The sequence below is a fragment of the Raoultibacter timonensis genome (assembly GCF_022845715.1).
GTDB classification, from domain to species: domain Bacteria; phylum Actinomycetota; class Coriobacteriia; order Coriobacteriales; family Eggerthellaceae; genus Raoultibacter; species Raoultibacter timonensis.
Genome location: NZ_AP025564.1, coordinates 2,695,719 through 2,716,091 on the forward strand (window position 1 = coordinate 2,695,719; position 20,373 = coordinate 2,716,091).

Sequence of the window (20,373 nt, forward strand, 5' to 3'; positions counted from 1 at the left end):
TTGAATCTCGATCGATTTGACCGTCCGGATTCCGCTTCGCCTCACCTCCCGCACTCGCTCCGCACGCGCCACCGGAACCGTTCCGTACGACCCGGGATCGAATTGGGCTGATTCTGTTCCGATTCGACGGGTTTTGCATGGGGCGTGGTTTCCTATCTGGATGAAAACGCCCGAAAATAAGGTTCAGAAGCTAAGCAATGAAGTATTATGTGATCTTCTGAACTGGTGTTTTACGGCATTTTGCCGCAGCAAAACAAAGCGCGGCAGCCGAGGCCGCCGCGCTTCGAACCACAGAATCAGGAGCCTAGCGCGTAAACAGCGCGCAACGGGACGTCCCGTCGATCTTCTTGGCAAGCTCGTCCACTTCGCCGTAGTACATGCACCACGCCTGGCAGTGCTGCACGCACATGGGAAGCTTTCCCTTCTCGGTGCGATCCGCGCACATGTCGCACGCTTTCGTGATAACCGGGAGCCACGTCCACTCCCAGCGGTCCTTGCCCGTCTTGCCTTCGTACTCGAACGGTCCCGTCTCGGTGAGCTTGATGCCGAACTCGCCAGCGGGTAAATCAAGATGCTTCTTGCACGCCACCTCGCAGGAATGGCAGCCCGTGCAGAACTCGTAGTTGATGAGTATCCCCTTCATTTAGAATCGACCTCCCTCGCGTGTCGTATTGTCGGTTGTCCATGCAAAGGGCTGCCCGGCTACGTAATCGCTGCGGAAACCGCCCAATTGCGTGACAACCTCGCCCGGCGTGGGCTCGGCCACATCCTCGGTGCACTTGTAGATCTTGCATACGATGCTCTTGAGGGGATTGCCGATGCCGCCCTGCCCCGTTTCGAAGGAAGCGGTGAGGTTGTTGATGTTGCACTCGAACGTACCGAACAGATGGGGGAACGCCGGCTCCTCCTCGGGGAACCACCATCCGTGCTCCGCGTGGATGTACTGGGGATTGAGCGTCGGATCGATGGTGACCTTCTGACGGCACCTGCCCTCGGTGTTCTCGATCCAAATCCACTCGCCCTCGGAAAGACCGTACTCTTCGGCCGTCTTCGTCGACACCTTCACGAGCGGCATGGGATGGAATTCGCGCATCGTAGCCTGCTGGCGGTTCTCGGAATGGAAGAACTCGTACGAACGGGATCCGTTGATGCAGATGAAAGGATACTCTTTCTTGAATTCCGGATCGGTAAGCCACCTTTTGGCCGAAAGCGATTCCACATGCTCGGCAAGCGGCGGAATGCCCCAAGCGCCGAACGTCGCATACGGTACGAGTTCGATGCGGCCCGAGGGAGTGGCGAACCCGGGCTGCCCGTCGGGGCGCAGCAGGCCCTTTTCGTACTTACGGTAGGTCGCGCAGAAGTCGTCGTACTCGTAGCCGCCCTTCTGCACGAGAGCATCGAACGAGCAGTTTCCGTCGTCGTGATGCTTCTTCCAGTAGTCGGTATGAACGTCGTCGACTTCGATCATGCCCGCCTTCGAACGTCCTGCGCTCTTGTAGCTCTTTCCGGTGTCGGGATCGTAGATGTTGAAACCCACGTCGAGGTAGTCCTGGAGCAACGCATCGAGCGTCGGCCAGCGCTTCTGGAAGAGCTCGGGGTTGAGCTTGTTGCCGAGCGCCACGATAAGCTCCTCGTCCGACTTCGCTTCGTACCACTCGCTCACGGCCTTCATCGCACGCAAGGGAGTCCACCACACGCGCATCGAATCGCGCTCGGCAGTGGTTTTCAGGGGAAGGAAGATGTCGGCGTACGCTACGGCGGTCGGCGTCATATACGGATCGGCCACGACGCAGAACTCGACGTTTTCGAGCATCTTATGAACGCGGGGGGCCGCCGTCGCGGAGCACGAGATGCCGTTGGACCCCTGCGACCAGAACATCTTGATAGGATACGGCTCGCCGGTCTCGAAGGCGCGGTTGACCGCGTCGCAGTCGGCCATGCCGATGAACTGGACGCATCCGGGATGCACGAGATCGACCGTGAGCTTCTTCGCGAACGTGTCGGGATCGCAGTACAGCTGCGCCGTCGCATACCCGGGGTTGATCTCGAACCCGTTGCGCACGAGGATGTTGGTTCCCGGCTTGTCGATGTTACCGCATACGCTCATGAGGTTGGAAACCGTCTGGCAAAGCTGGATGGAGTCGACCTGCGTATCGAACGCAAGACCCCACTGGATGGCACCGCGCTCGGCGTTGGCATAGAAGCGGGCGGCCGCAGCGATGTCCTCGGCGGGAACCTCGCATATCTCGGCGGCCCATTCGGGCGTGTACTGGGCTACGTGTTCCTTGAGCTCGTCGTAATAGGCGCACCAGTATTCGATGAACTCATGGTCGACAAGGTCCTCCTGCGTGATGACGTTCAGCCACGCAAGCGCTAGTGCAAGGTCGGTGGCAGGCCTGATGGGAAGCCAGTATTCGGCGCGAGCACCCCACCAGGTAAGCTGCGGGTCGATCGAGATGAATTCGGTGCCCATCTGCATGCACACGTTGAGCCAGTGGCCCAGATATCCATCCGCGTTCGAGCGCAACGGCTCGCAACCCCAAATCACGACGACGTCGGGGCGCTCCCACTCGGGGTTCGCGTAGCGGTCTTCGTGGCCCTCGGATGCATCCACGATCGGGAAATCTCCGATACCCGCTGCCGTTCCGCACGTGCGGGGCAGATAGCAGGAGTAGCCCGAGAAGCCGATGGCTCCGATGTTGGGGGTACCGAGGCATGCGCCTCCGAGGAACGGAACCCACGACGAGATGTTGCGGCCGGTTCCGTGGTTCACGAAAATCGACTCGCGTCCGAAGCCCGCCTCGTCGATGTTGACGCGAATCCAGTCGGCGATCTCATCGAGAGCCTCTTCCCACGTGATGCGCTCCCATTTGTTCTCGCCGCGCTTGCCTGCTCGCCTGAGCGGGTACTTCGGCCTATCGGCGTAGTTTACCCCCTCAACGAGGTTCAGGCAGCGCATGCACAGCCTGCCGTTTGCGCAGGGATCGAGCGGATCCCCCTCGACCTTCTCGAGCTTGCCGTCCTTCGTGTACATGAGCACGCCGCACGAATCGTGGCACCCCGGAGCGGAATACGTATAGGTACGCGTAACGGTGTAGCCGTCTTCCTCCCACTGCCATTCGCCCTCATGGTAAGCCTTGCGGTCCACCCCGTCTAAGAAGGCTTGATAATCAAATAGCATAAGCACCTCTTCCCTTTTCGTCTTCGAACGCAGTCGCAGTCCGCTCGAGCGAATCGGATGCGAACAACGCCTTTTCCGCAACGATAGAAGATGGGAGATGGGCTTTCATGGGGCGAGAAAGATTAATTATCCCGAGCTAAGCCCCCAAGGGTTAGATGAATCGCACGCCCCGCAGGAAGCCGAGCGCGCTTCATTCGGAGTTCGAAACGTCCACTTCCGTTTCCTCGACAAGGTTCATCAGCTCCTGCCGGGAATGAACGCCGGTTTTCTGGTAGATGTTGTAGATATGCGCCTTGGCGGTATGCGACGAGATGACGAGCTTCTCGGTTATGTACTCGGCATTGCGGCCTTTTGCCAGCATGACCAATACCTCTTTCTGCCTGTTCGACAGGTCGTAGCGCTCGGCCACGGCTTCGCATTTAAGATAGAATATCCCCGGGCGCGTCAACCTCGTCTCGTCACCGCCTTCGGCTTCGCTCTGCTCGCCCTGTTCGCTCGCGATGCGCCGGATAGGGGTGCCGGGGCCTGCGACGAGCACCGGCTCCTCTTCGCCCGCGTTGGCTTTCGCCTCCGCCTGCTTGAATCTGCTTTTGTCGGGATAATTGTCCTCGGTCATGACGAACGATGCCGAGAAGATGACGAGCGCCATGAACAGAATGACCGAGAGCGTCGTTGCCGTAGAACCGAACTGCTCGACCGCCGATTCCGAGAACCCGGCAAACGAAATTACCATGCCGAGGGCAACTCCGCCGAAGCTGATAAGGCGACCGAACGAGAACGCCCGAATGGCCGAGAGATCGCACAGCACCACATGGCGGCAGATGGCCGAAAGAGAGCAGGTGGTCGGGAAGATGGCGCCGCACAAAAGCAGCACGGCGAAAACAAAGCGGATCTCTTCCTGCACGAACAGGAGGGGAAACACGACCACTGCGGAAAAAGGCAAGAACAGCCGCATGGTTGCGGTTTCGTTCGCTACGTTCTTGTGCAGCGAATCGATGAGCAACCCGATGCACGTCACCAACAGCGCCACTTCGATCAAAACGAATACGCCCGACTGTGCCGACTGCGTCGACAGGATGCACCCGAGCGCGAACCCGAGGGCCATGCCCGACGTCGCCGTCGCAAGATACGAACGCCACACCACCTGGCTGCGCTTGTCGGAAACCTTCGCCTTAACCGCCTCCGCCTTATCGATGCGCAACAGAGCCATGGCGACGATGTAGGCAACGATCGCGATCGCTGGGAAGATGATCGCGAATACGAAGCTCGTATCGGGGCCGGCGAACAGAATGCCCGTGCACATGAGAACGCTTGCAGCGAAAATGCCGACGATGTAAGGCTTGACGTCGGTCTTGAAAAACAGGCAGATGTACTCGCCGTACAGGGTGTACACCAACGAGAAACCGCATCCGAGCGCAAAGCCGAAAGCCCCGTACCACGACGCGGCAAGCTCGTAAAACGAGAGACCCGCGCAGCCGACGAAGGTGAAGACGGCGGCGCAGCACACCTGCGCGACCCGGTGCGCCGAGAACCAGTCCGAAAATTTCCAGCAAGCCAAAAGCGCCGTACAGCATCCGGCCAAGAACGAAAGGTGGGCAGCACCCGTCGCAACGCCTTCGAGATCCGCGAAAGGTATGAATATCGACGTTCCCAGCATGACGAACAGCCACGAAAAGCACGCTATCGCGCCTATAAGCCCGACCAGAATGCGCGCATTGACGAGAATCCATCCGCCGCCCGCGTCATTCGACGGCGCTTGGTCGACACGAAACTCCGGCATGCTCCGTTCCTCGCCCATCGTCTTCACTCCGTTTTCAGCCAACGGTATCACCCCCATACGATCATCGCCCTGGTCGGCCTTTCCCGAAGGCGAAGAAAAACTCCCGTCGCGTCCCACACTCTCATCTAAAAGTAATGTATTGCTGTTTCTACCTCCGTACCTCGGCAGTACCCGGGTGCCCCAAGCGCGATCGTTTCGCTATGGTTAAGTTTAGATATCCGATCAGAGAAGCAAAGGGGCAAAACATCCTAATCAACGGTCCGAAGGAGCGAACCATAATACCTCAGGTATTAGACCGTCGGCAAATATAGGGCATCTCTGTGCATGCTTCCCCGTTACGCCAATGTCCATAATGTGGACGACCCGGGCCCGCCCGGAGACGGAACGTTATTGAGAAAGGATGCACGTATGTGTTTTAGACCTGCTGCGGTTTCGCTCGATCGAAACTGTCCGAAGTGCGGTGCCACTTGCCCCGCCGATGCCGAATCATGCCCCTCCTGCGGAGAAAAACTTCCCGCCGTTGCCTCAGCTCCGGGTGCACCCGGAGCTCCTGGAGCCCCCAAAGCGCCGGGTGCCCCCGGCGCACCCGGTGCACCCGGCGCTCCCAAAGCTCCCGGAGCCCCGAAATAGCGTATCGCGCACGACGCGTCTGAAAAGAGACCCCCACGGGTCTCTTTTTTTTGATGCCTCCTTTGCGCGACGCTCCCGCGCGCATACGCCCAGCAGGTGCTTCTCCCGAGAAATAGGCCGTCATTGCTAATGCTTTTCGAGCCCTCGGAGGCGAAATAGGGCTTCGTTCGGCATGCGGGCAAAACCCCTTGCTTCCTAGAATCAAACCGTCACGCATCGCGACGCACGGCATCGTCCGATGGTGCCAGACGACAGGAAGGAGCACTATGGCCGACTACAAGGAGTATATGGATAAGCTCGACCGCAAAGCTTACCATGAAGGCGAATGGCAGTGGCAAGAGGGGGATTTCACCGTAACGCGCACGACGCATTGGTCACCCCCCGGCTGCCATATGGGTTGCGGCGTTTTGCTGTACACCAAAGACAACAAGCTGGAGAAAGTCGAAGGCGACCCCCTCAACGCCGTCGCCAACGGAAAGCTCTGCATGCGCTGTCTCGATATGCCCGAGGCGGTCAACCATCCCGATCGGCTGAAGTACCCGATGCGTCGCGCAGGCGAACGGGGCGAAGGCAAATGGGAGCGCATCAGCTGGGATGAGGCGTACGACGAAATCACCGAGAAAGTGCTCAAGATCAAGGAAGAGCACGGATCCCAGTCCATCGTCGTCGTACACGGAACGGGCCGCAACATCGGCTGGCAAGTCCCCTATTTCGCTTCCGCATGCATGGAGACGCCCAACGTCTCGACGTTCGGATTCACGGGATTCGCCTGCTACCTCCCGCGTATGATCGGAACCTCGGCGAAGTACGGCGATATGATCATCGTCGACGCTTCCCAGGCGCATTACAACCGCTACGCGAACGAGGACTGGCAGGCGCCGGGCGTCATCCTCGTATGGGGCAACGAGCCGATCAAGTCGAACGCCGACGGATTTCTTGGCCACTGGCTCGTGCAGTGCGTGCAGATGGGATCGAAGATCATCTCCGTTGATCCCCGCCTGACCTGGTGGGGCGCTCGCGCAGCCTACTGGCTTCCCGTCAGGCCCGGGACCGACGCCGTCGTGGCCATGGCCATGCTCAACGTCATCGTCACCGAGGACCTCTACGATCACGACTTCGTCGATTGCTGGACGTACGGCTTCGAGCTGCTCGCCGAGCGCGTTGCCGACAAGACGCCCGAATGGGCGAGCCCCATCTGCGACGTCGATCCCGAAGCCATACGCGGTGCCGCACGGCTCATCGCAACCTCGTCGAGCTGCGCATGCCAGTGGGGCCTCGCTTTCGAGCAGCAGATCGCAGCGCTCGGCGTAACCGAGGCGGTCGCCGATATCATGGCCATCACCGGCAACATCGATAATCCGGGCGGCAATGCGCTGTACCGGTGCGCGTACCTCATCGAGAAGCGCTACGGGCTGGGTGACGAGTACATCGATCCCGAGGTGTATGCGAAGAAGCTCATTCCCGATAAGTCGGGCATCAACGAATCGAACATCGTCTCCTGCGCCGATTCGGATGCGATCCTCGCGGCCGTCGAGACGGGCGAACCCTATCCCATCGAGATGTTCTGGATTCAAAGCTCCAACGCGCTTGCCTGCGCTTCGATGGATCCGGCACGCACGCGCGCAGCCCTCATGAAAGTCCCCTTCATCGTGGTTGCCGACCCGTTCATGACCCCGACCGCCCAAGCGCTTGCCGACATCGTCCTGCCCGTCGCCATGAGCTGCGAGCGCAATTCCTGCCGTACGTGGTGGACGCCGGTTCGCACGATGGTCAAGGTGACCGATTACTACGAGGCGAAGTCTGACGAGCAGATATGTCTCGAGCTCGGAAAGCGCATCAAACCCGAGCACTGGCCGTGGAAAGACGACAAGGAGTGGTGCACCTGGTATCTGACCGATCAGCTCACTCCGGGCGGCACCGAGTACGACAGGACCTGGGAGGAAACGGTCCAGAACCCGAGCGAGAACAGCTGCAACGGAACCGCCTACTGGGATTGGGACGCCACGTACCGCAAGTACGAGAAAGGCATGCTGCGCCCCGATGGGCAGCCCGGCTTCAACACCCCCACCGGGCGCATCGAGCTGTGGTCGTTCGGATACGATCACTGGGGCGTCGACCCGCTTCCCTATCATATCGAGCCGCCCGAGAGCCCGCTCTCGACGCCCGAAACGTATAAGGAATATCCGATCATCCTCTCCGGCGGAGGCCGCTCGTTCGAGTTCTTCCACTCGGAGCACCGTCAGCTGCCCACCATGCGCGAGTTCCATCCCTGGCCGCTCATCATGGTGAACCCTGTCGACTGCGAGAAATACGGCGTGCGTGACGGCGAGTGGATCTGGGTCGAGAACAGCCGAGGCGCACGGTTCAAGCAGAAGGTGAAGGAGACCATCGAGGTACGCCCCGGCCGCGTCCATGCAGAACACGGCTGGTGGTTCCCCGAGCAAGAGGGCGCGGAGCCGAACTTCTACGGCACCTACGAATCGAACCTCAACAACATGACCGAAGCGTTCCGCACCGGCCAAGGCGGCATCGGCTCGGCGATCAAGAGCATGCTGTGCAAAATCTACCCGTGCCAAGAGGGCGACGTGCTGCCCCACGAAGTCATTGCAGAAAAAGGCGACTTCGCCGAATACGAGCCGGGCAAGCCCTACGAGCCGGTCGAAGAACCCGTCGTTACCGTGATGAACTAAGGAGTGAACCATGAAAGGCATTCTCATCAACTACGAATACTGCACCGGTTGCCACTCCTGCGAAGTCGCGTGCCGCAACGAGCTCGGCCTCGCGCAAGGCGAATACGGCATCAAGCTGACCGAAGTCGGCCCCTACGAATACGCTACCGACATCAAAGCGGATACCCCGTACGAATGGGTGTACAACCCCACGATCACCAAAGCCTGCAACCTGTGCGAGGCGCGCACGGCCGAAGGCAAGCTCCCCTCGTGCGTCCAAGCGTGCCAAGCTTGGTGCATGTACTACGACGATATCGAGGAGCTTGCGAAAAAGATGGACGGCAAAACCCGCTGGGCGCTTTACAGCCCGCTGCAAAGCTAGCATATGCAATGCCCTCGCCCGCCGATCACCCGAAAGGTCGGCGGGCATCCTCTCGTTCAGACCGACATAAGGGGAAATACTATGGAAGTGAATGTAGTCATCCGGGGAGAAGAGAAGTTTCAGGCGTTTATCGAAGAGAACGCAACGATCGATCTTGAAGCGGCAAAGCAGGATCTCCAAGAGCAGTTTCTCGCCGACGAGAAGGCGAATAAGTACGTGCTCGCAGCCGACAAATCCAAAGACGGCCAAGAGCACACCAAGGCGTACATGGGCGTTTGCCTGACCTACGACGCCCAAGGAACCCAGATCGGCGGCGGCAAAGCCTACCTCGATAAGGGGCAGGAACCGGCGCGCAAGGATATCACCATCGTGTTCATGTAAGCGCCGCGCCGCTCTGCGGTTCGGGCGAATAGGCGTCAGGCGGGCAAGGCCGCTCGGCGCCTATTCGCCTTTCATCGCCAAACCGGCCGGCAGCAAGCGAAACGCCAGCATGATCTCCTCCCGCTCCCCTTCCGATGAAAGATCGACGGCGAAGCGTTCTTGCAGTCTATCGATCCGATAGACGAGCGTGTTGCGATGCATATGGAGCCGCTGTGCCGCTTCGTTGGCCCGTCTTTCGCACATCAGATAGGTATAGAGGATCCTCGCGTCGTCGGTGCCGTGCTCGCAATCAAAACGGACGATGTCGGCGACGACGCTCTTTCGCACGCAGTACGCGATGAACGACGGGTCTTGGTTCCCGTGCTCGTACACGTAGGTTGAAAAATAGGTCCTGAACCGATACACCGGCACCTCGGGAGGCTCGATGGAGAAAAAGTCGCCCAGCGTCTTGGCATCTTGCTGGCCGTATTCGATAGCCAAACGCGCCTGACGATACGCGAAGGAGATGTCGACGATGCAATGGAACGGATCCGAAACGCCGAACACTCCCCCGTACGCTTCCTGGAACGACGCGAGCCCGTCTCCCGGATCGGGCGCCTCGCCGTACGCATCCCCCCGGACTGCACGTCCCTCGACAAGCAGCAGAAGCCGTCCCTGGAATATGCTCGCCTTACCGAGCGGAACCATCTCAAGGAGCCTCCAGGCGTAGTACCCGAGCACGCGCTGCCCATCGTCGTCCTCGGGATCGACCTCCATCACGCACAGCCGATACTCGCCTTCGTAGGGTATCCGCGCCCGCTCGAGACGCTTACCCAATAGATCGCGGTTCTGCGGTCTCCGCATCACCAGATCGGAGAGCAAAGCCGCGTAATCTTTGTCGAACTGGTGGCGAGCGGTCCAATCGTGGCGCACGTACAGTTCGAGATAGTCGATCAGCATCTGAAACGTATCGACGAGCGCATCGCTGATCGGATTTTTCGTGCATTGCAGCACTACGTGCACGAAGTAGCTTCCGTGCATGCGGAAAACGTAGCTCAGCGTAGGGTTTTCGACGATACGCGTCTGCTCGACGCGCACGATGCCGACCTGCGTCTGCCAGCGCTTAACGGCTCCATACCTTTTGAACTTGTCGACCGTCTCCTTCGCGTGGTACCCCTCGTCGATAAGACGCAGCACGACCGGATCGTCGATCGGCACGTCTTTCGTGTAGGCAAGCAGACGAAACGACGAATCGGTAATGGTTATGAAGTCCTCGAAGACATCGGCACCGCAATCGAGGATGCTCTGATAGTCTCCGCGTTCGAACAAAACAGCCCTCATGCGTTCGGTCCATCGCTCGTATTTCAGAAGAAAGCGACGCGCGTCCTCGAAAACAGCCGAAAAAGGCCGGTCGTCCTTCACGATGACGAACCTGGTAACGCAACTCGGAGAGATGGAGGCGAGCGTCGATCCGTCCCCGATGCCGAGCGCAAACGCCTCGGGGTGAGCCACCAGAAAATCGGCTGCCTGGCGCTCGTATCCGCAGTAGATCGTTTCCGCCTCTACGGCGCTTTCCCAGCCGTCCTCCGATGCAAGGCCGCCCGCATCGGTCGTGATAAGGGCAACCTGGGAAAAACGGGCATCCGCAATGCGGGGCGCGCTCACAACCCGATTTCCCCAATGCTCGAGCAGCATATGCATCGTAACCGACATTGTTACCTCATAACCCTCAGTTATTTTGACATATAACGCCATCATTTTCGGCATTTGTACCATTCTATTCCCTTAGCAAGCTCCATACAATGACGGCGACGAGAAAGATCGACGATAGCTTGGGGGCATCGTGGACATCAAATCCCATGTAAAGAGGAACGAGGCGCTTGCACGCGAAGAGCTCGATCAGCTCCGCACGCAAGCGGATCCCGAACGCTTCTACCTCAGGTTGCAACGCTACATACGGCTGCGCTACCTCCTCGAAGACGATCCGTACTGGAATGACGACATAGCCGCCCTCACCCGATACAGCATCAGAAAAACGCTCGACCAGGCCGGCGATCCGGCAAAGCTGAGCGATCTCGGCGTCAATTGCGCCGGTTCCTCGTCGGCAACCACCAAGCATCTTCTCCTCATCATCTCCCTGCGCAAAGGGCTCGGCATCGACCTCGATCCCGACGAAGCGGCTTGCGCAGAAACCGTACGGGAACTGGCAGCGTTGCTCGGAGCGGCGCTGCTGAAAGCGCACCGATAGCGCGGGATGTGCGCCCCGCAGACGAGAACAGGAGCAACGCCGATGAAACACAGCTTCACAAAAGGTAAGGACATCGTGCTCAACGTACAGCCGGTGACGATTTCGATCTACCACGAGTACGTGTTCGAGGGCCCCTGCCGATTTGGCGAGGGCGAGCAGCTCACCAAAGAGTACGACCTCATGCGCATCGCCATGATCCACAAGAGCTTCGTCGATGAGGTAAACGAGGAGCTCGGCGGCGTCGGCTTCGTCAACATCCTCGAGCCCATCGTCATCAAGCGCGACGAAACGTTTCCCGTCACCGACGAACTGCTCGACGAAATGGGCAAAAACGCCGACATAGCCGACCTGTACCTGATCAAATTCCATCCCTTCGGAATCGATTTCGCGCTCGCGTTCGCCCAGAAATACAAAAAACCGCTCGCCTCGGTTCTGCAATGCTGCAACGACTCGGGCATGGTCGCTTCGCTGCGGCCGCGCGGATGCGAAGCTTACGGTTGGCCAAGCTGGGAAGACGCAATCGAAGGCATGAAGGTGCTGCGTGCACGCAAGGCAATTGCCAACACGAGGGTGCTCTGCGTTCCCCGGAACAATTCGAACAATTCGCTCTCCGCACTCGATTCGTTCTACCATCACGACGAAGTTACCGAACGGCTCGGCGTGCAGTTCCGCTACTACAACCTCCACGAGTTCATGGATCAGACCAACAACGTCGATCCGACTACGAACCCGACGCTGCCCGGTAGATCGTGCGACAACATCAACGACGAGGACGAGGTGGAGATACACGCCATCGTCGACGCCCTCGTTGCGGGGGCTGCCGAATGCGACATGAAGCGCGAGGACATCTTCCCCTCGGTCAAGGCCCATTACCTCGTAAACAAGCTTCTGAACAAGCTCGAGTGCAATGCGTTTGCAGCTCCCTGCCCCGACATGTGCGCAACAAGGCGCCTGAACGAAGGCCGCTTCACGCTCTGCCTCAACCATTCGCTCAACAACGAGAACGGCGTATGCTCGGCATGCGAGTACGACCTTTCGGCGCTCGTCTCGATGGTTCTTCTGTCGAACCTCTCGTTCAGTGCGCCCTATATGGGCAACACCTCCATCGGCAAGGTGATGAACGACCCCGAGCTCGAAGTGTCTCCCCTGCTTATGCGCAACAAGGATTCCTACGCCGATGCGGCAGACGCGATGGCTCAGGCGAACAACATCGCCTACACGTTCCACGCTACCCCGAACCGTCTGCTCGAAGGATTCGACGCCGACAAGGCACCGTATGCGATCAGGCCGTTCGCTATGGGCGGACGCTGGGGAGCCACCATCCGCTACGACTTCAACCGCGACATCGGAAAAACCGTCACCATGTGCCGCTTCGATCCGCTGTGCGAGAAGCTGTTCATCGCCCGCGGCACCATCGTCGCCGGCATCGGATACAAAGACGAGAACTGCACCGAAGGCGTGTTCTTCGAGGTAGCCGATTCGAAGAAATTCTACGAATGCTCCCTGCAGGTCGGCAACCACATTCCGCTCGTGTACGGCGACGTGTACGACAACGCGGTCGATCTCGCAAAGATGCTCGGACTCGAAGTGCTCACGTGCGAATAAGCCAAAGGCTTCGGGTTTCACGCAAGCATGACGCAACTCGCCGCACCCCGCATGCCCGCGGCGAGTTGCGCAAACAAGGCCCCATCCACTCGGCACAAGCCGGTGGCTAGACGAGAAGGAGACTAGTATGGTCAAAGCAGTAACCAAGGCGTTGGAAACCATCGAGAAACCGATCGACGTGAAGGTGAATATCCTTCCTATTTTCGGCTCGTTGATCCACGAGGTGGCCTACGAGGGCCCCTGCCGATTCGGCGACAAAGACGAGCTCACCAAGGAGTTCGATACGAAGGCCACCGCCATCGGCTTCAAGGCGTTCGGCGAACGACTCGAGAAGACCTTCGGCGACGACCCTGACGTCAATACGCTCGAGCCGATGTGCATCGCCTGCTCGGACGAGTTCTATTTCGACGAAGCCCACTTCAAAAAGATCGACGCCGTCCTCGGCGACGTGGACGTGTTCTTCCTGTACGGCAACCCCATGCCCCGTCTGGTACGCGAGATCGCCGGCCGCTATCAGAAGCCCATCATGATCCTCACGAATTCGGGCGCGATCACGCTTTCGGAACTGTCCGAACTCAAAAACCGCAACTACCCCCACGCTTACGGCTGCATCGACTGGAACGAAGTCGTACGTAAAGCCCACTGCTTCAAGACCATGAAAGCGCTCAAGAAAACCCGCGTGCTCAAGATGGTGCGCCATGAAGGCCCCTTGTTCCTGACCGACGACTTCGAGGTCGAAGCCGACTTCGGCGTACAGGCCATGTCGATCAACATGCACGAGATGATGGATCAGCTGCATCCCGGCGACGGCACCGGCAACTACACGCTGCCGCTGCGGACCGTCTGCAATCTGACCGAGGAGGAAGAGGCGGAAGCGGCCCGCGTTACCGACGAGCTGATGGCCGAAGCCGAAGAGTGCTGGATGGACCGCGACAAGATCCTCAAGAGCGTCCGCTTCAACGTGCTTACCCGCAAGCTCATGGAGCACTTCCAGTGCAACGCCTTCACCGCGCAGTGCAAGGAATGCTGTGCGACGACGCGCATTAACGAGGAGCAGGTCACCTACTGCCTCGGGCATTCCCTCAACAACGAGTGCGGCATCGCGTCGGCCTGCGAAGGCGACATGAACGCCCTGCACGCCATCACCATCCTCAGCTGCCTGTCGCACAAGGCGCCGTACCAGTCCAACACGACGCCCGTCGTGCTCGAAGACGGCGAAATCGTGTCGAAGAACTGGTTCAGCGACCAGCCCTGCATCCAGAAGTATCCCAACCAGCTCTACTGCACCTGGCATGCCGTGCCGAACCGCTACATGGAAGGCTATGACGCCGATCCCGCCCCCTATGCAATCGGGCCCTTTGCCGCGAACGAGCGCTTCGGGGCAACGCTGCGCTACAAATTTGCCGAAGACGAAGACAAAGTCGTCACGCTCATGCGCTTCAACCCCGCAGGGACCAAGATGCTCGTGATCAAAGGCGAAATCGTGGGCGGCACCGGCTACGACCGCTACGGGTGCCCCGAGGGGATCTACTTCAAGGTTCAGGATCGCGACGGCCTGTTCCACGCTCAGCTCGAGTTCGGCTGCCATATGCCGCTTGTATACGGCGATTACGCCGATCAGCTCGTCGAGCTCGGCGCGATGATGGGCGTCGAAGTTCTCGTGTTCGATTAGCTTCCCGAATCGGGCGGATCCGAAACCTGCTTCGGATCCGCCCGCAACCATCTGAACGGAGGACGGTATGGAATACAACGTCAGCGCGCGAAACCCCGACCATGCGCTCAAGGAGCGGATGAGGGATGCAGCGGCTCGGGCCGATGCCCTCATCTCCGCTCATCCGCTCGAGCATGCCGGCGAAACGACGGCATGCGAAATCGTCGGTGAATACCTGAGGATACGGTATCTCTTGGAGCCGTCCGATATGCGGCAGACCGCGTACCTCAACCGCCTCGGCGAGATGAGCGTCGCGCGGGGACTCGGCATTTCGGTTGAAGACGTCCGCAAAAACGAACTCGATTCAAAATGCGAGGGAACGTCTTCCTCGATGACCAAGAAGATACTGCTCGTCATCGCGCTCAACAAAGCACTCGGCATCGACATCGATGCCGACACGACGGCAAACATCGTAACGGTCGCAGATCTCTGCCATGCCGTCCGCTCGCAACTCGCTTTGAAGTCCAGCGGTCCGGAGCATCGTCAATGAGCGAACCCGCATTGACGATCGACGAGGAACAACGGGCGATCGTCGAAGAGTTCGAAGGGCTCGGCGATGCGTTCTCCCAATACACGTACCTTCTCGAGCTTTCCGCCAGGCTGCCCGCCATGAACGACAGCGAGAAGGAATCCTGCGTGCTCGTCGACGGATGCCAATCGCAGGTCCGGCTCGCAGCCACCGCAAACGACGATGGCACGATGCGCGTTCGGGGAGATAGCGATACGCTCATCGTCCGCGGTGTGCTCTTTCTTATCGTGCGTCTGCTCGATGGCCGCATGCCGGCCGAAGTCGCATCGACTCCCCTATCCTTCTTCGAAAAGACCGATCTCAAATCGGCATTTTCCGACGAGCGCATTGCCGGCTTCGCATCGATTTGCGCTACCATAAGAACCCTCAGCAAAACCATTGCGGATTCGCAGGGAGACGATCGACAATGAACGATTTCGCAGACAGGATAGACGCCATCCGCGGGGATTTTCCCATTCTGGAGCAGCGCATCGGCGGCCGCCCGCTCATCTACCTCGACAACGGCGCGACCACGCAGATGCCCGATGCGGTACTCGATGCGCTCGCGGCGCATTACCGAACCGACAACGCCAACGTGCACCGGGGCATCCACACCCTGAGCGAACGCTCGACCGCGGCCTTCGAGCGCGCGCGCCGAACCGTGCAGCGCTTCGTCAACGCAGCCGAAAGCGACGAGATCGTATTCACCGGCGGTACCACCGATGCCATCAACATGGCGGCACGCGCCTGGGAGGAGCGGGTGGGGCCTGGCTCGACCATCGCCGTAACCGCCCTCGAGCACCACGCGAACCTCGTTCCCTGGCAACAGCTCTGCAAGCGAACCGGTGCGCGCTTCGAGGTGATTCCGCTTACGCCGCAAGGCGACATCGACCTCGAAGCGCTCGAAACGGTACTGCGGAGCCAGAAGGTGAGCCTCGTCGCTGTCGCCCACGTATCGAACGTTCTCGGCTCTGTGAACCCCGTTAGGGAGATCGCCGCGATGGCCCACGAACGCGGCACCTGCGTGCTCGTCGATGCGGCCCAGAGCGTACGGCACGAGATCGTCAACGTGCAGGACGCGGACTGCGACTTTCTGTGCTTTTCCGGGCACAAGATGCTCGGGCCCGCGGGCATCGGCGTGCTGTACGGCAAACGCGAGCTGCTTGCAGAGCTCTCCCCCGTCCGGTTCGGCGGCGAGATGGTCGACAAGGTGAGCTTCGCGGAGACGACATTCGAGAAGCCGCCGCTGCGCTTCGAGGCGGGAACCCCCAACTACCCGGGGGCGATCGCGCTTGCGGCCGCGATCGGCTATATCGAATCGGCGGGCCGCGACAAGATCGCCTCTTACGAGCACGAGCTGACGGCGTATGCGGAACGGGCGCTCGGATCGATCGACGGCCTGCACGTTCTCGGCGATCCCGCGCGGCGCGCGGGGTGCCTCTCTTTCACGGTCGACGACGTGCACCCCTTCGATCTGGCCACGTTCATGGACAAGCAGGGCGTGGCGCTGCGCTCGGGCAACCAGTGCGCCCAGCCGCTGCTCCACGAGGTGTACGGCGTGCAGAACGTCACAAGGCTCTCCCCCGCCTTCTACAACACGCACGTCGAAATAGATTCGTGCGTCGAGCTGCTCGGACGAACCGTCGCGCTGCTCAGAGCCGCCCGCTGAAGCGCTGCGGCGCGCCGAAGGCGCGATCCCGCGCAGATGCCCAGCATCCGAACATGCGTGATCGAAACGGCCAGAACAGCCGCCGCCTGCATACTCATCGGTAAAACGAAAACGAGCCCGACGGTCATTCGTCGGGCTCGTTCGATTCGTAGCAGAAAAGCGCTTTTACTTCTGCGGCTCGGCGACGGTTACCTCCGCGTGCTCGAGCAGCCACTTGTTCGCCTTCATGCGCTCGGCGATCTCGCGCAGGGCGAATCCGCGTCCCGACGACTCCATCTGCTGGCGGGCCATCTGGGGATTCTGCGGGTTCATGAGCCTGCAGGCATCCTCGAGGTCCTCGTCGGTTACGACAAGCCCCTCGTGGCGGAATAGCGCATCGAGGGCGTAGCCCTGGACGAGCGTCTCGCGGATCTGCATCATGAGCATCATGTTGAACTGCTGTTCGCCGCCGTTTTGCTCGACGAACTGCTCGAACGTCATCCCTTGCTGCTGCAGCTCGCCGCGCATGTTCATGAGCATCGTCTGCTGCATGGCCTCGTACACCTCGTCGGCAATACGACCCGTGAAGCGCTTCGCCAGCTCGGAAGCGGCCACCTGACGCTTATAGTTCTCGTACTCGTTCATGCGGCCCTTCTCGATGCGCTCCTTGATGCTTCCGCGCAGTGCGGCGGCATCGCGGTAGAGCGGCATGTTCTTCTTGACCCACTCGTCGGTGATGGCGGGGATGACGCGCTTCTGGATCTCCTTGACCGTAACGGTGCACTCGATGGTCTCGTCGATCTGGTTTCCCTTGTCATCGAGACCGGGGCCCGTGAACGTGAACGACTTGGTCTCTCCCACGTCCATGCCGATGACGTTCTCATCGAACCCGTCGGGCATGAGGCCAGCGCCGGCGGTGTAGGTGCGCCCATCGGTTGTGAGGCCCTGCATGACCTCGCCGTCTTTCGTCGCCTCGATGGCGAGCATGCAATGGTCGCCCGATTGAACCGGATGAGGATCGTCGGTCACGAATTCGGCGAACTGATCGGCCATGCGGGCGATCTCGTTCTCCACCTCCGCGGGATCGATCTCAAACGGAGCGACCGTGATCGAGACGGGATCGTACGAGCTGAGCTCGTAGTCGGGGCGAGGCGAAACCGTCAGGCCGAACGTAAAGCTCTGGCCGCGTTTCAAGGGGCTCTTCGCCGTAGCCTTCGGGGGATACGACGGAATGATGTTCTTCTTATCGATAGCGAACGGCACGAGCATCTCGGTCGCCTGCGGCTCGACGATCGACGCGAGATCCTTGATGCCGAGTTGGTCCTCGACGATCTGTTCGATGGACTTTCCCTGCACGGGCCTGAGGTTCATCTGCTGCGCGAACCCGTATTCGGCGGCGTTCAGAGCCTGCTCGACTTCTTCCGGCGTCGCAACGGCTTCGAGCTGAATCCTGCCGTCGTCTAGCTTCTTTTCGGTAACCTTCATCTAATGCTCCTCGTATTCGACGTATCACGCATGGCTTGCACAAAAACCATATCGCTTTCTAGCGCAATCCCCTATTGCTCCTTGTGGATTGTATCGCAGAACACGGCCATCCGCGAGTTCATTTCGATAAATAGGCCATCGTCTCCCGAAGGGGCGATCAATGCCTTGCCCCGGAATCGTGAATAAGGTTTTCGTATATCGCCCCCTCTTCCTTAAGCCAGGCCTTTCTGCCAATCTCCCATGCATGGGGAACGCGTTCCATTCGACCAAGGTTTTCAAGGATGATCGGAAACCACGGCGAGGGTACGGAAACGAGTATCGAGCCGGGTTCGTACGTCTCGCGCGCCGTCGTTCCGTGGCCCGTACCCATAACAAGATAGTTGACCTTTCCCGTTAGTTGGGGTACGAGTACAGCCACGAGCACTGGAAAACCGGGGTCGCCTTCGATTCGAACATCTCCCCCGTCGAATACGCCATCGCCCTGAGAATCACCTCGCATTGGCTCATCGGGCCGCTGAAAATAAGCAGATCGGGCTCGAATTCAAGCGCTGACAGCCGGGCGAACACCACATAGCGCACCGCCCCCCTCGAGAATGTCGTGTAGTGGCGCATGCATCTCATATTCGCGCCAGCATCGCTAAAGATGCCCATGCGTTCTCCGATCAACCCCGCCTCAGCCCAGCTGGGATCATCGGGCATCATCCCCATGGCGCCCCTCCCCATGCAGTCCTCGTTGCTCTCGTCCATATAGAAGGGGGTATCCCGCGTCTGCGCTTCCCTCACCATTTCGCACATAGCCATCGGCTCGCTTAAGCGCAAAATCGTCTTCGGCAAGAGATACTCGAACTTTACGCCAACGGGCTCATCATCGAAGCCCAACTGCTCGAACGGAGAAAAATCATGCGATAAGGGACGGATGGCCATACTGCTTCCTTTCATATGAACGCAGGGAGCCGAAGCTTCAAGCCTCGGCTCCCTGCATATTAGAGATCGTTATTCTCCCGGGGATCGTCTTCTTTTGCCGATCGGACACCGGCAGCTTCGAAGGCGGCTGATCCGCACGTCGAACACGCGCCTGTCGAAGGATCAACTTCGCCGCCGCATGCAAAGCACGGTATTTTTGCAGGCGGCGTATAGTACGGACTCGATTTCTCGTACTTGCCGCATCTGCCGCACCGAGTACAGGGGTAGCACATGCCAGTCGCCTATTTCAAATCGACAAGTTCGATCCAGTACGTGAGCGTCTTGCCCGCAAAGGGGTGATTGAAATCCAGCTTTACCGCATCTTGTGTCATCTCGGTCACCCAAACGGGCATCCTCCTGCCATCGTCTGGATTCGTCCAAAACATAACATCGTCCACGGAAAGGCCGTATCCCCCCTCGACCATGGTTTTCGGATACCAGTTTGCAAGTTTGTCCTGGTATTCGCCATAGCCTTTTTCGCATGGTATGTCCACCGTACGCTGCTCGCCAACCTGCATGTCCAATACCGCCTCCTCTATGCCGCGAGGTAAGCTCATATCGCCAAGCAGAACGGTGAGCGGTTCGCCGACTGAACGGTCGTCAGCCGGCTCTTCTCCTTTGATCCCGCCTCTATACCGTATCGAGGCAAGCTTGCCGATCCTGTTGCCATTGTCCATGTCTACCCCAATCAATTACAATCTCGATGCCTACTCGCCCAGTTCGTCGGTTTCGTCTATCTCTCCCACCTTGGTATCATGGCGATGGACGGCGTACGACGCCTTGCCCGTACCCTGAACCTCGATGTGCGCTGCACGGTGTTTCTGCTTGCCGCTCGGAACGAATTCGCCTTTGGCTGCAATGGGGTTGAATTGAGGCACCATCAAGAATTGCTTCGGCTTCTCATCAAGCTTCTTGGCGAGTTCTTCGATAGGTCCGTAGGTAATGATGTTCGAAAGGCAATGATGTACGCACATCGGTTCACGTCCACCCGCCGTGCGAGTGGCGCATAGATCGCACAAGTCAGTCAGAACCGGAAAATAATTCCAGTTCCAATGCTCGTCGTCAATTTTCCACGGTCCATCGGAGAGCACTTTGATACCTGTCTTCCCTACCGGATAGGCATGCTCCTCCTTGCACGTAACCTGGCATGAACCGCAGTTCGTGCAGTATTCGTAATCGATCAATAGTCCATACGTCGCCATA

At 59.3% G+C, this 20,373-nt stretch carries 17 protein-coding genes; 9 read left to right on the forward strand and 8 right to left on the reverse strand.

The window, feature by feature from the left end; all coding sequences use genetic code 11:
- Nucleotides 1–304: 304 nt before the first annotated feature.
- The 3 genes from MWL89_RS11085 to MWL89_RS11095 all read right to left on the reverse strand — a co-directional run bounded on the left by MWL89_RS11085 (nt 305) and on the right by MWL89_RS11095 (nt 4,961).
- Nucleotides 305–643 (reverse strand): 4Fe-4S dicluster domain-containing protein, encoded by a 339-nt coding sequence (locus tag MWL89_RS11085; protein WP_102377632.1) that lies wholly within the window; start codon nt 641–643, stop codon nt 305–307.
- The gene (locus MWL89_RS11090; protein ID WP_102377631.1) at nt 644–3,181 is read right to left on the reverse strand and encodes a molybdopterin-dependent oxidoreductase; all 2,538 of its coding nucleotides are present in this window, start codon (nt 3,179–3,181) and stop codon (nt 644–646) included.
- A 190-nt stretch (nt 3,182–3,371) separates the two neighbouring features.
- On the reverse strand, nt 3,372–4,961 hold the full coding sequence (locus tag MWL89_RS11095) for a response regulator transcription factor (protein WP_244386038.1): 1,590 nt from the start codon (nt 4,959–4,961) through the stop codon (nt 3,372–3,374).
- Nucleotides 4,962–5,857: 896 nt separating this feature from the next.
- On the opposite strand from MWL89_RS11095, the gene MWL89_RS11100 reads away from it, so the two are divergent.
- From MWL89_RS11100 to MWL89_RS11110, 3 genes are all read left to right on the forward strand, one after another.
- Nucleotides 5,858–8,281, forward strand: coding sequence for a molybdopterin-dependent oxidoreductase (locus tag MWL89_RS11100; RefSeq protein ID WP_244386039.1), 2,424 nt, complete (start codon nt 5,858–5,860; stop codon nt 8,279–8,281).
- A 10-nt stretch (nt 8,282–8,291) separates the two neighbouring features.
- Complete coding sequence (locus MWL89_RS11105) at nt 8,292–8,642, forward strand: 4Fe-4S dicluster domain-containing protein (RefSeq protein WP_102377628.1); 351 nt, start codon at nt 8,292–8,294, stop codon at nt 8,640–8,642.
- Between the two features lie 81 nt (nt 8,643–8,723).
- The gene (locus tag MWL89_RS11110; RefSeq protein WP_244386040.1) at nt 8,724–9,023 is read left to right on the forward strand and encodes a hypothetical protein; all 300 of its coding nucleotides are present in this window, start codon (nt 8,724–8,726) and stop codon (nt 9,021–9,023) included.
- A gap of 60 nt (nt 9,024–9,083) precedes the next feature.
- Here the strand turns inward: MWL89_RS11110 and MWL89_RS11115 are convergent, their stop codons facing one another.
- On the reverse strand, nt 9,084–10,715 hold the full coding sequence (locus MWL89_RS11115) for a PucR family transcriptional regulator (protein WP_180994973.1): 1,632 nt from the start codon (nt 10,713–10,715) through the stop codon (nt 9,084–9,086).
- A 130-nt stretch (nt 10,716–10,845) separates the two neighbouring features.
- On the opposite strand from MWL89_RS11115, the gene MWL89_RS11120 reads away from it, so the two are divergent.
- The 6 genes from MWL89_RS11120 (at nt 10,846) to MWL89_RS11145 (ending at nt 16,743) form a co-directional block, all read left to right on the forward strand.
- Complete coding sequence (locus MWL89_RS11120) at nt 10,846–11,250, forward strand: hypothetical protein (protein ID WP_244386041.1); 405 nt, start codon at nt 10,846–10,848, stop codon at nt 11,248–11,250.
- Between the two features lie 42 nt (nt 11,251–11,292).
- Nucleotides 11,293–12,855, forward strand: coding sequence for a hypothetical protein (locus MWL89_RS11125; protein WP_244386042.1), 1,563 nt, complete (start codon nt 11,293–11,295; stop codon nt 12,853–12,855).
- Between the two features lie 127 nt (nt 12,856–12,982).
- The gene (locus MWL89_RS11130) at nt 12,983–14,527 is read left to right on the forward strand and encodes a hypothetical protein (RefSeq protein WP_244386043.1); all 1,545 of its coding nucleotides are present in this window, start codon (nt 12,983–12,985) and stop codon (nt 14,525–14,527) included.
- A gap of 67 nt (nt 14,528–14,594) precedes the next feature.
- On the forward strand, nt 14,595–15,056 hold the full coding sequence (locus MWL89_RS11135) for an acyl carrier protein (protein WP_244386044.1): 462 nt from the start codon (nt 14,595–14,597) through the stop codon (nt 15,054–15,056).
- Nucleotides 15,053–15,505: a SufE family protein gene (locus MWL89_RS11140; protein ID WP_244386045.1), complete on the forward strand. Its 453-nt coding sequence runs from the start codon at nt 15,053–15,055 to the stop codon at nt 15,503–15,505. The genes MWL89_RS11135 and MWL89_RS11140 overlap by 4 nt, the downstream gene beginning before the upstream one ends.
- Nucleotides 15,502–16,743 carry an aminotransferase class V-fold PLP-dependent enzyme gene (locus MWL89_RS11145; RefSeq protein ID WP_244386046.1) on the forward strand — a complete coding sequence of 414 codons (1,242 nt, stop codon included), beginning with the start codon at nt 15,502–15,504 and terminating at the stop codon, nt 16,741–16,743. The genes MWL89_RS11140 and MWL89_RS11145 overlap by 4 nt, the downstream gene beginning before the upstream one ends.
- Nucleotides 16,744–16,908: 165 nt before the next feature.
- Here the strand turns inward: MWL89_RS11145 and MWL89_RS11150 are convergent, their stop codons facing one another.
- From MWL89_RS11150 to MWL89_RS11165, 4 genes are all read right to left on the reverse strand, one after another.
- Complete coding sequence (locus MWL89_RS11150) at nt 16,909–18,207, reverse strand: trigger factor (RefSeq protein ID WP_102377620.1); 1,299 nt, start codon at nt 18,205–18,207, stop codon at nt 16,909–16,911.
- Between the two features lie 393 nt (nt 18,208–18,600).
- Complete coding sequence (locus tag MWL89_RS11155; RefSeq protein ID WP_244386047.1) at nt 18,601–19,131, reverse strand: DUF169 domain-containing protein; 531 nt, start codon at nt 19,129–19,131, stop codon at nt 18,601–18,603.
- A 281-nt stretch (nt 19,132–19,412) separates the two neighbouring features.
- Nucleotides 19,413–19,847 (reverse strand): FKBP-type peptidyl-prolyl cis-trans isomerase, encoded by a 435-nt coding sequence (locus MWL89_RS11160; RefSeq protein WP_102377618.1) that lies wholly within the window; start codon nt 19,845–19,847, stop codon nt 19,413–19,415.
- A gap of 30 nt (nt 19,848–19,877) precedes the next feature.
- Entirely contained in the window at nt 19,878–20,372 is a 495-nt protein-coding gene (locus MWL89_RS11165; RefSeq protein ID WP_244386051.1) for a 4Fe-4S dicluster domain-containing protein, read from the reverse strand.
- Nucleotide 20,373 lies beyond the last annotated feature (1 nt).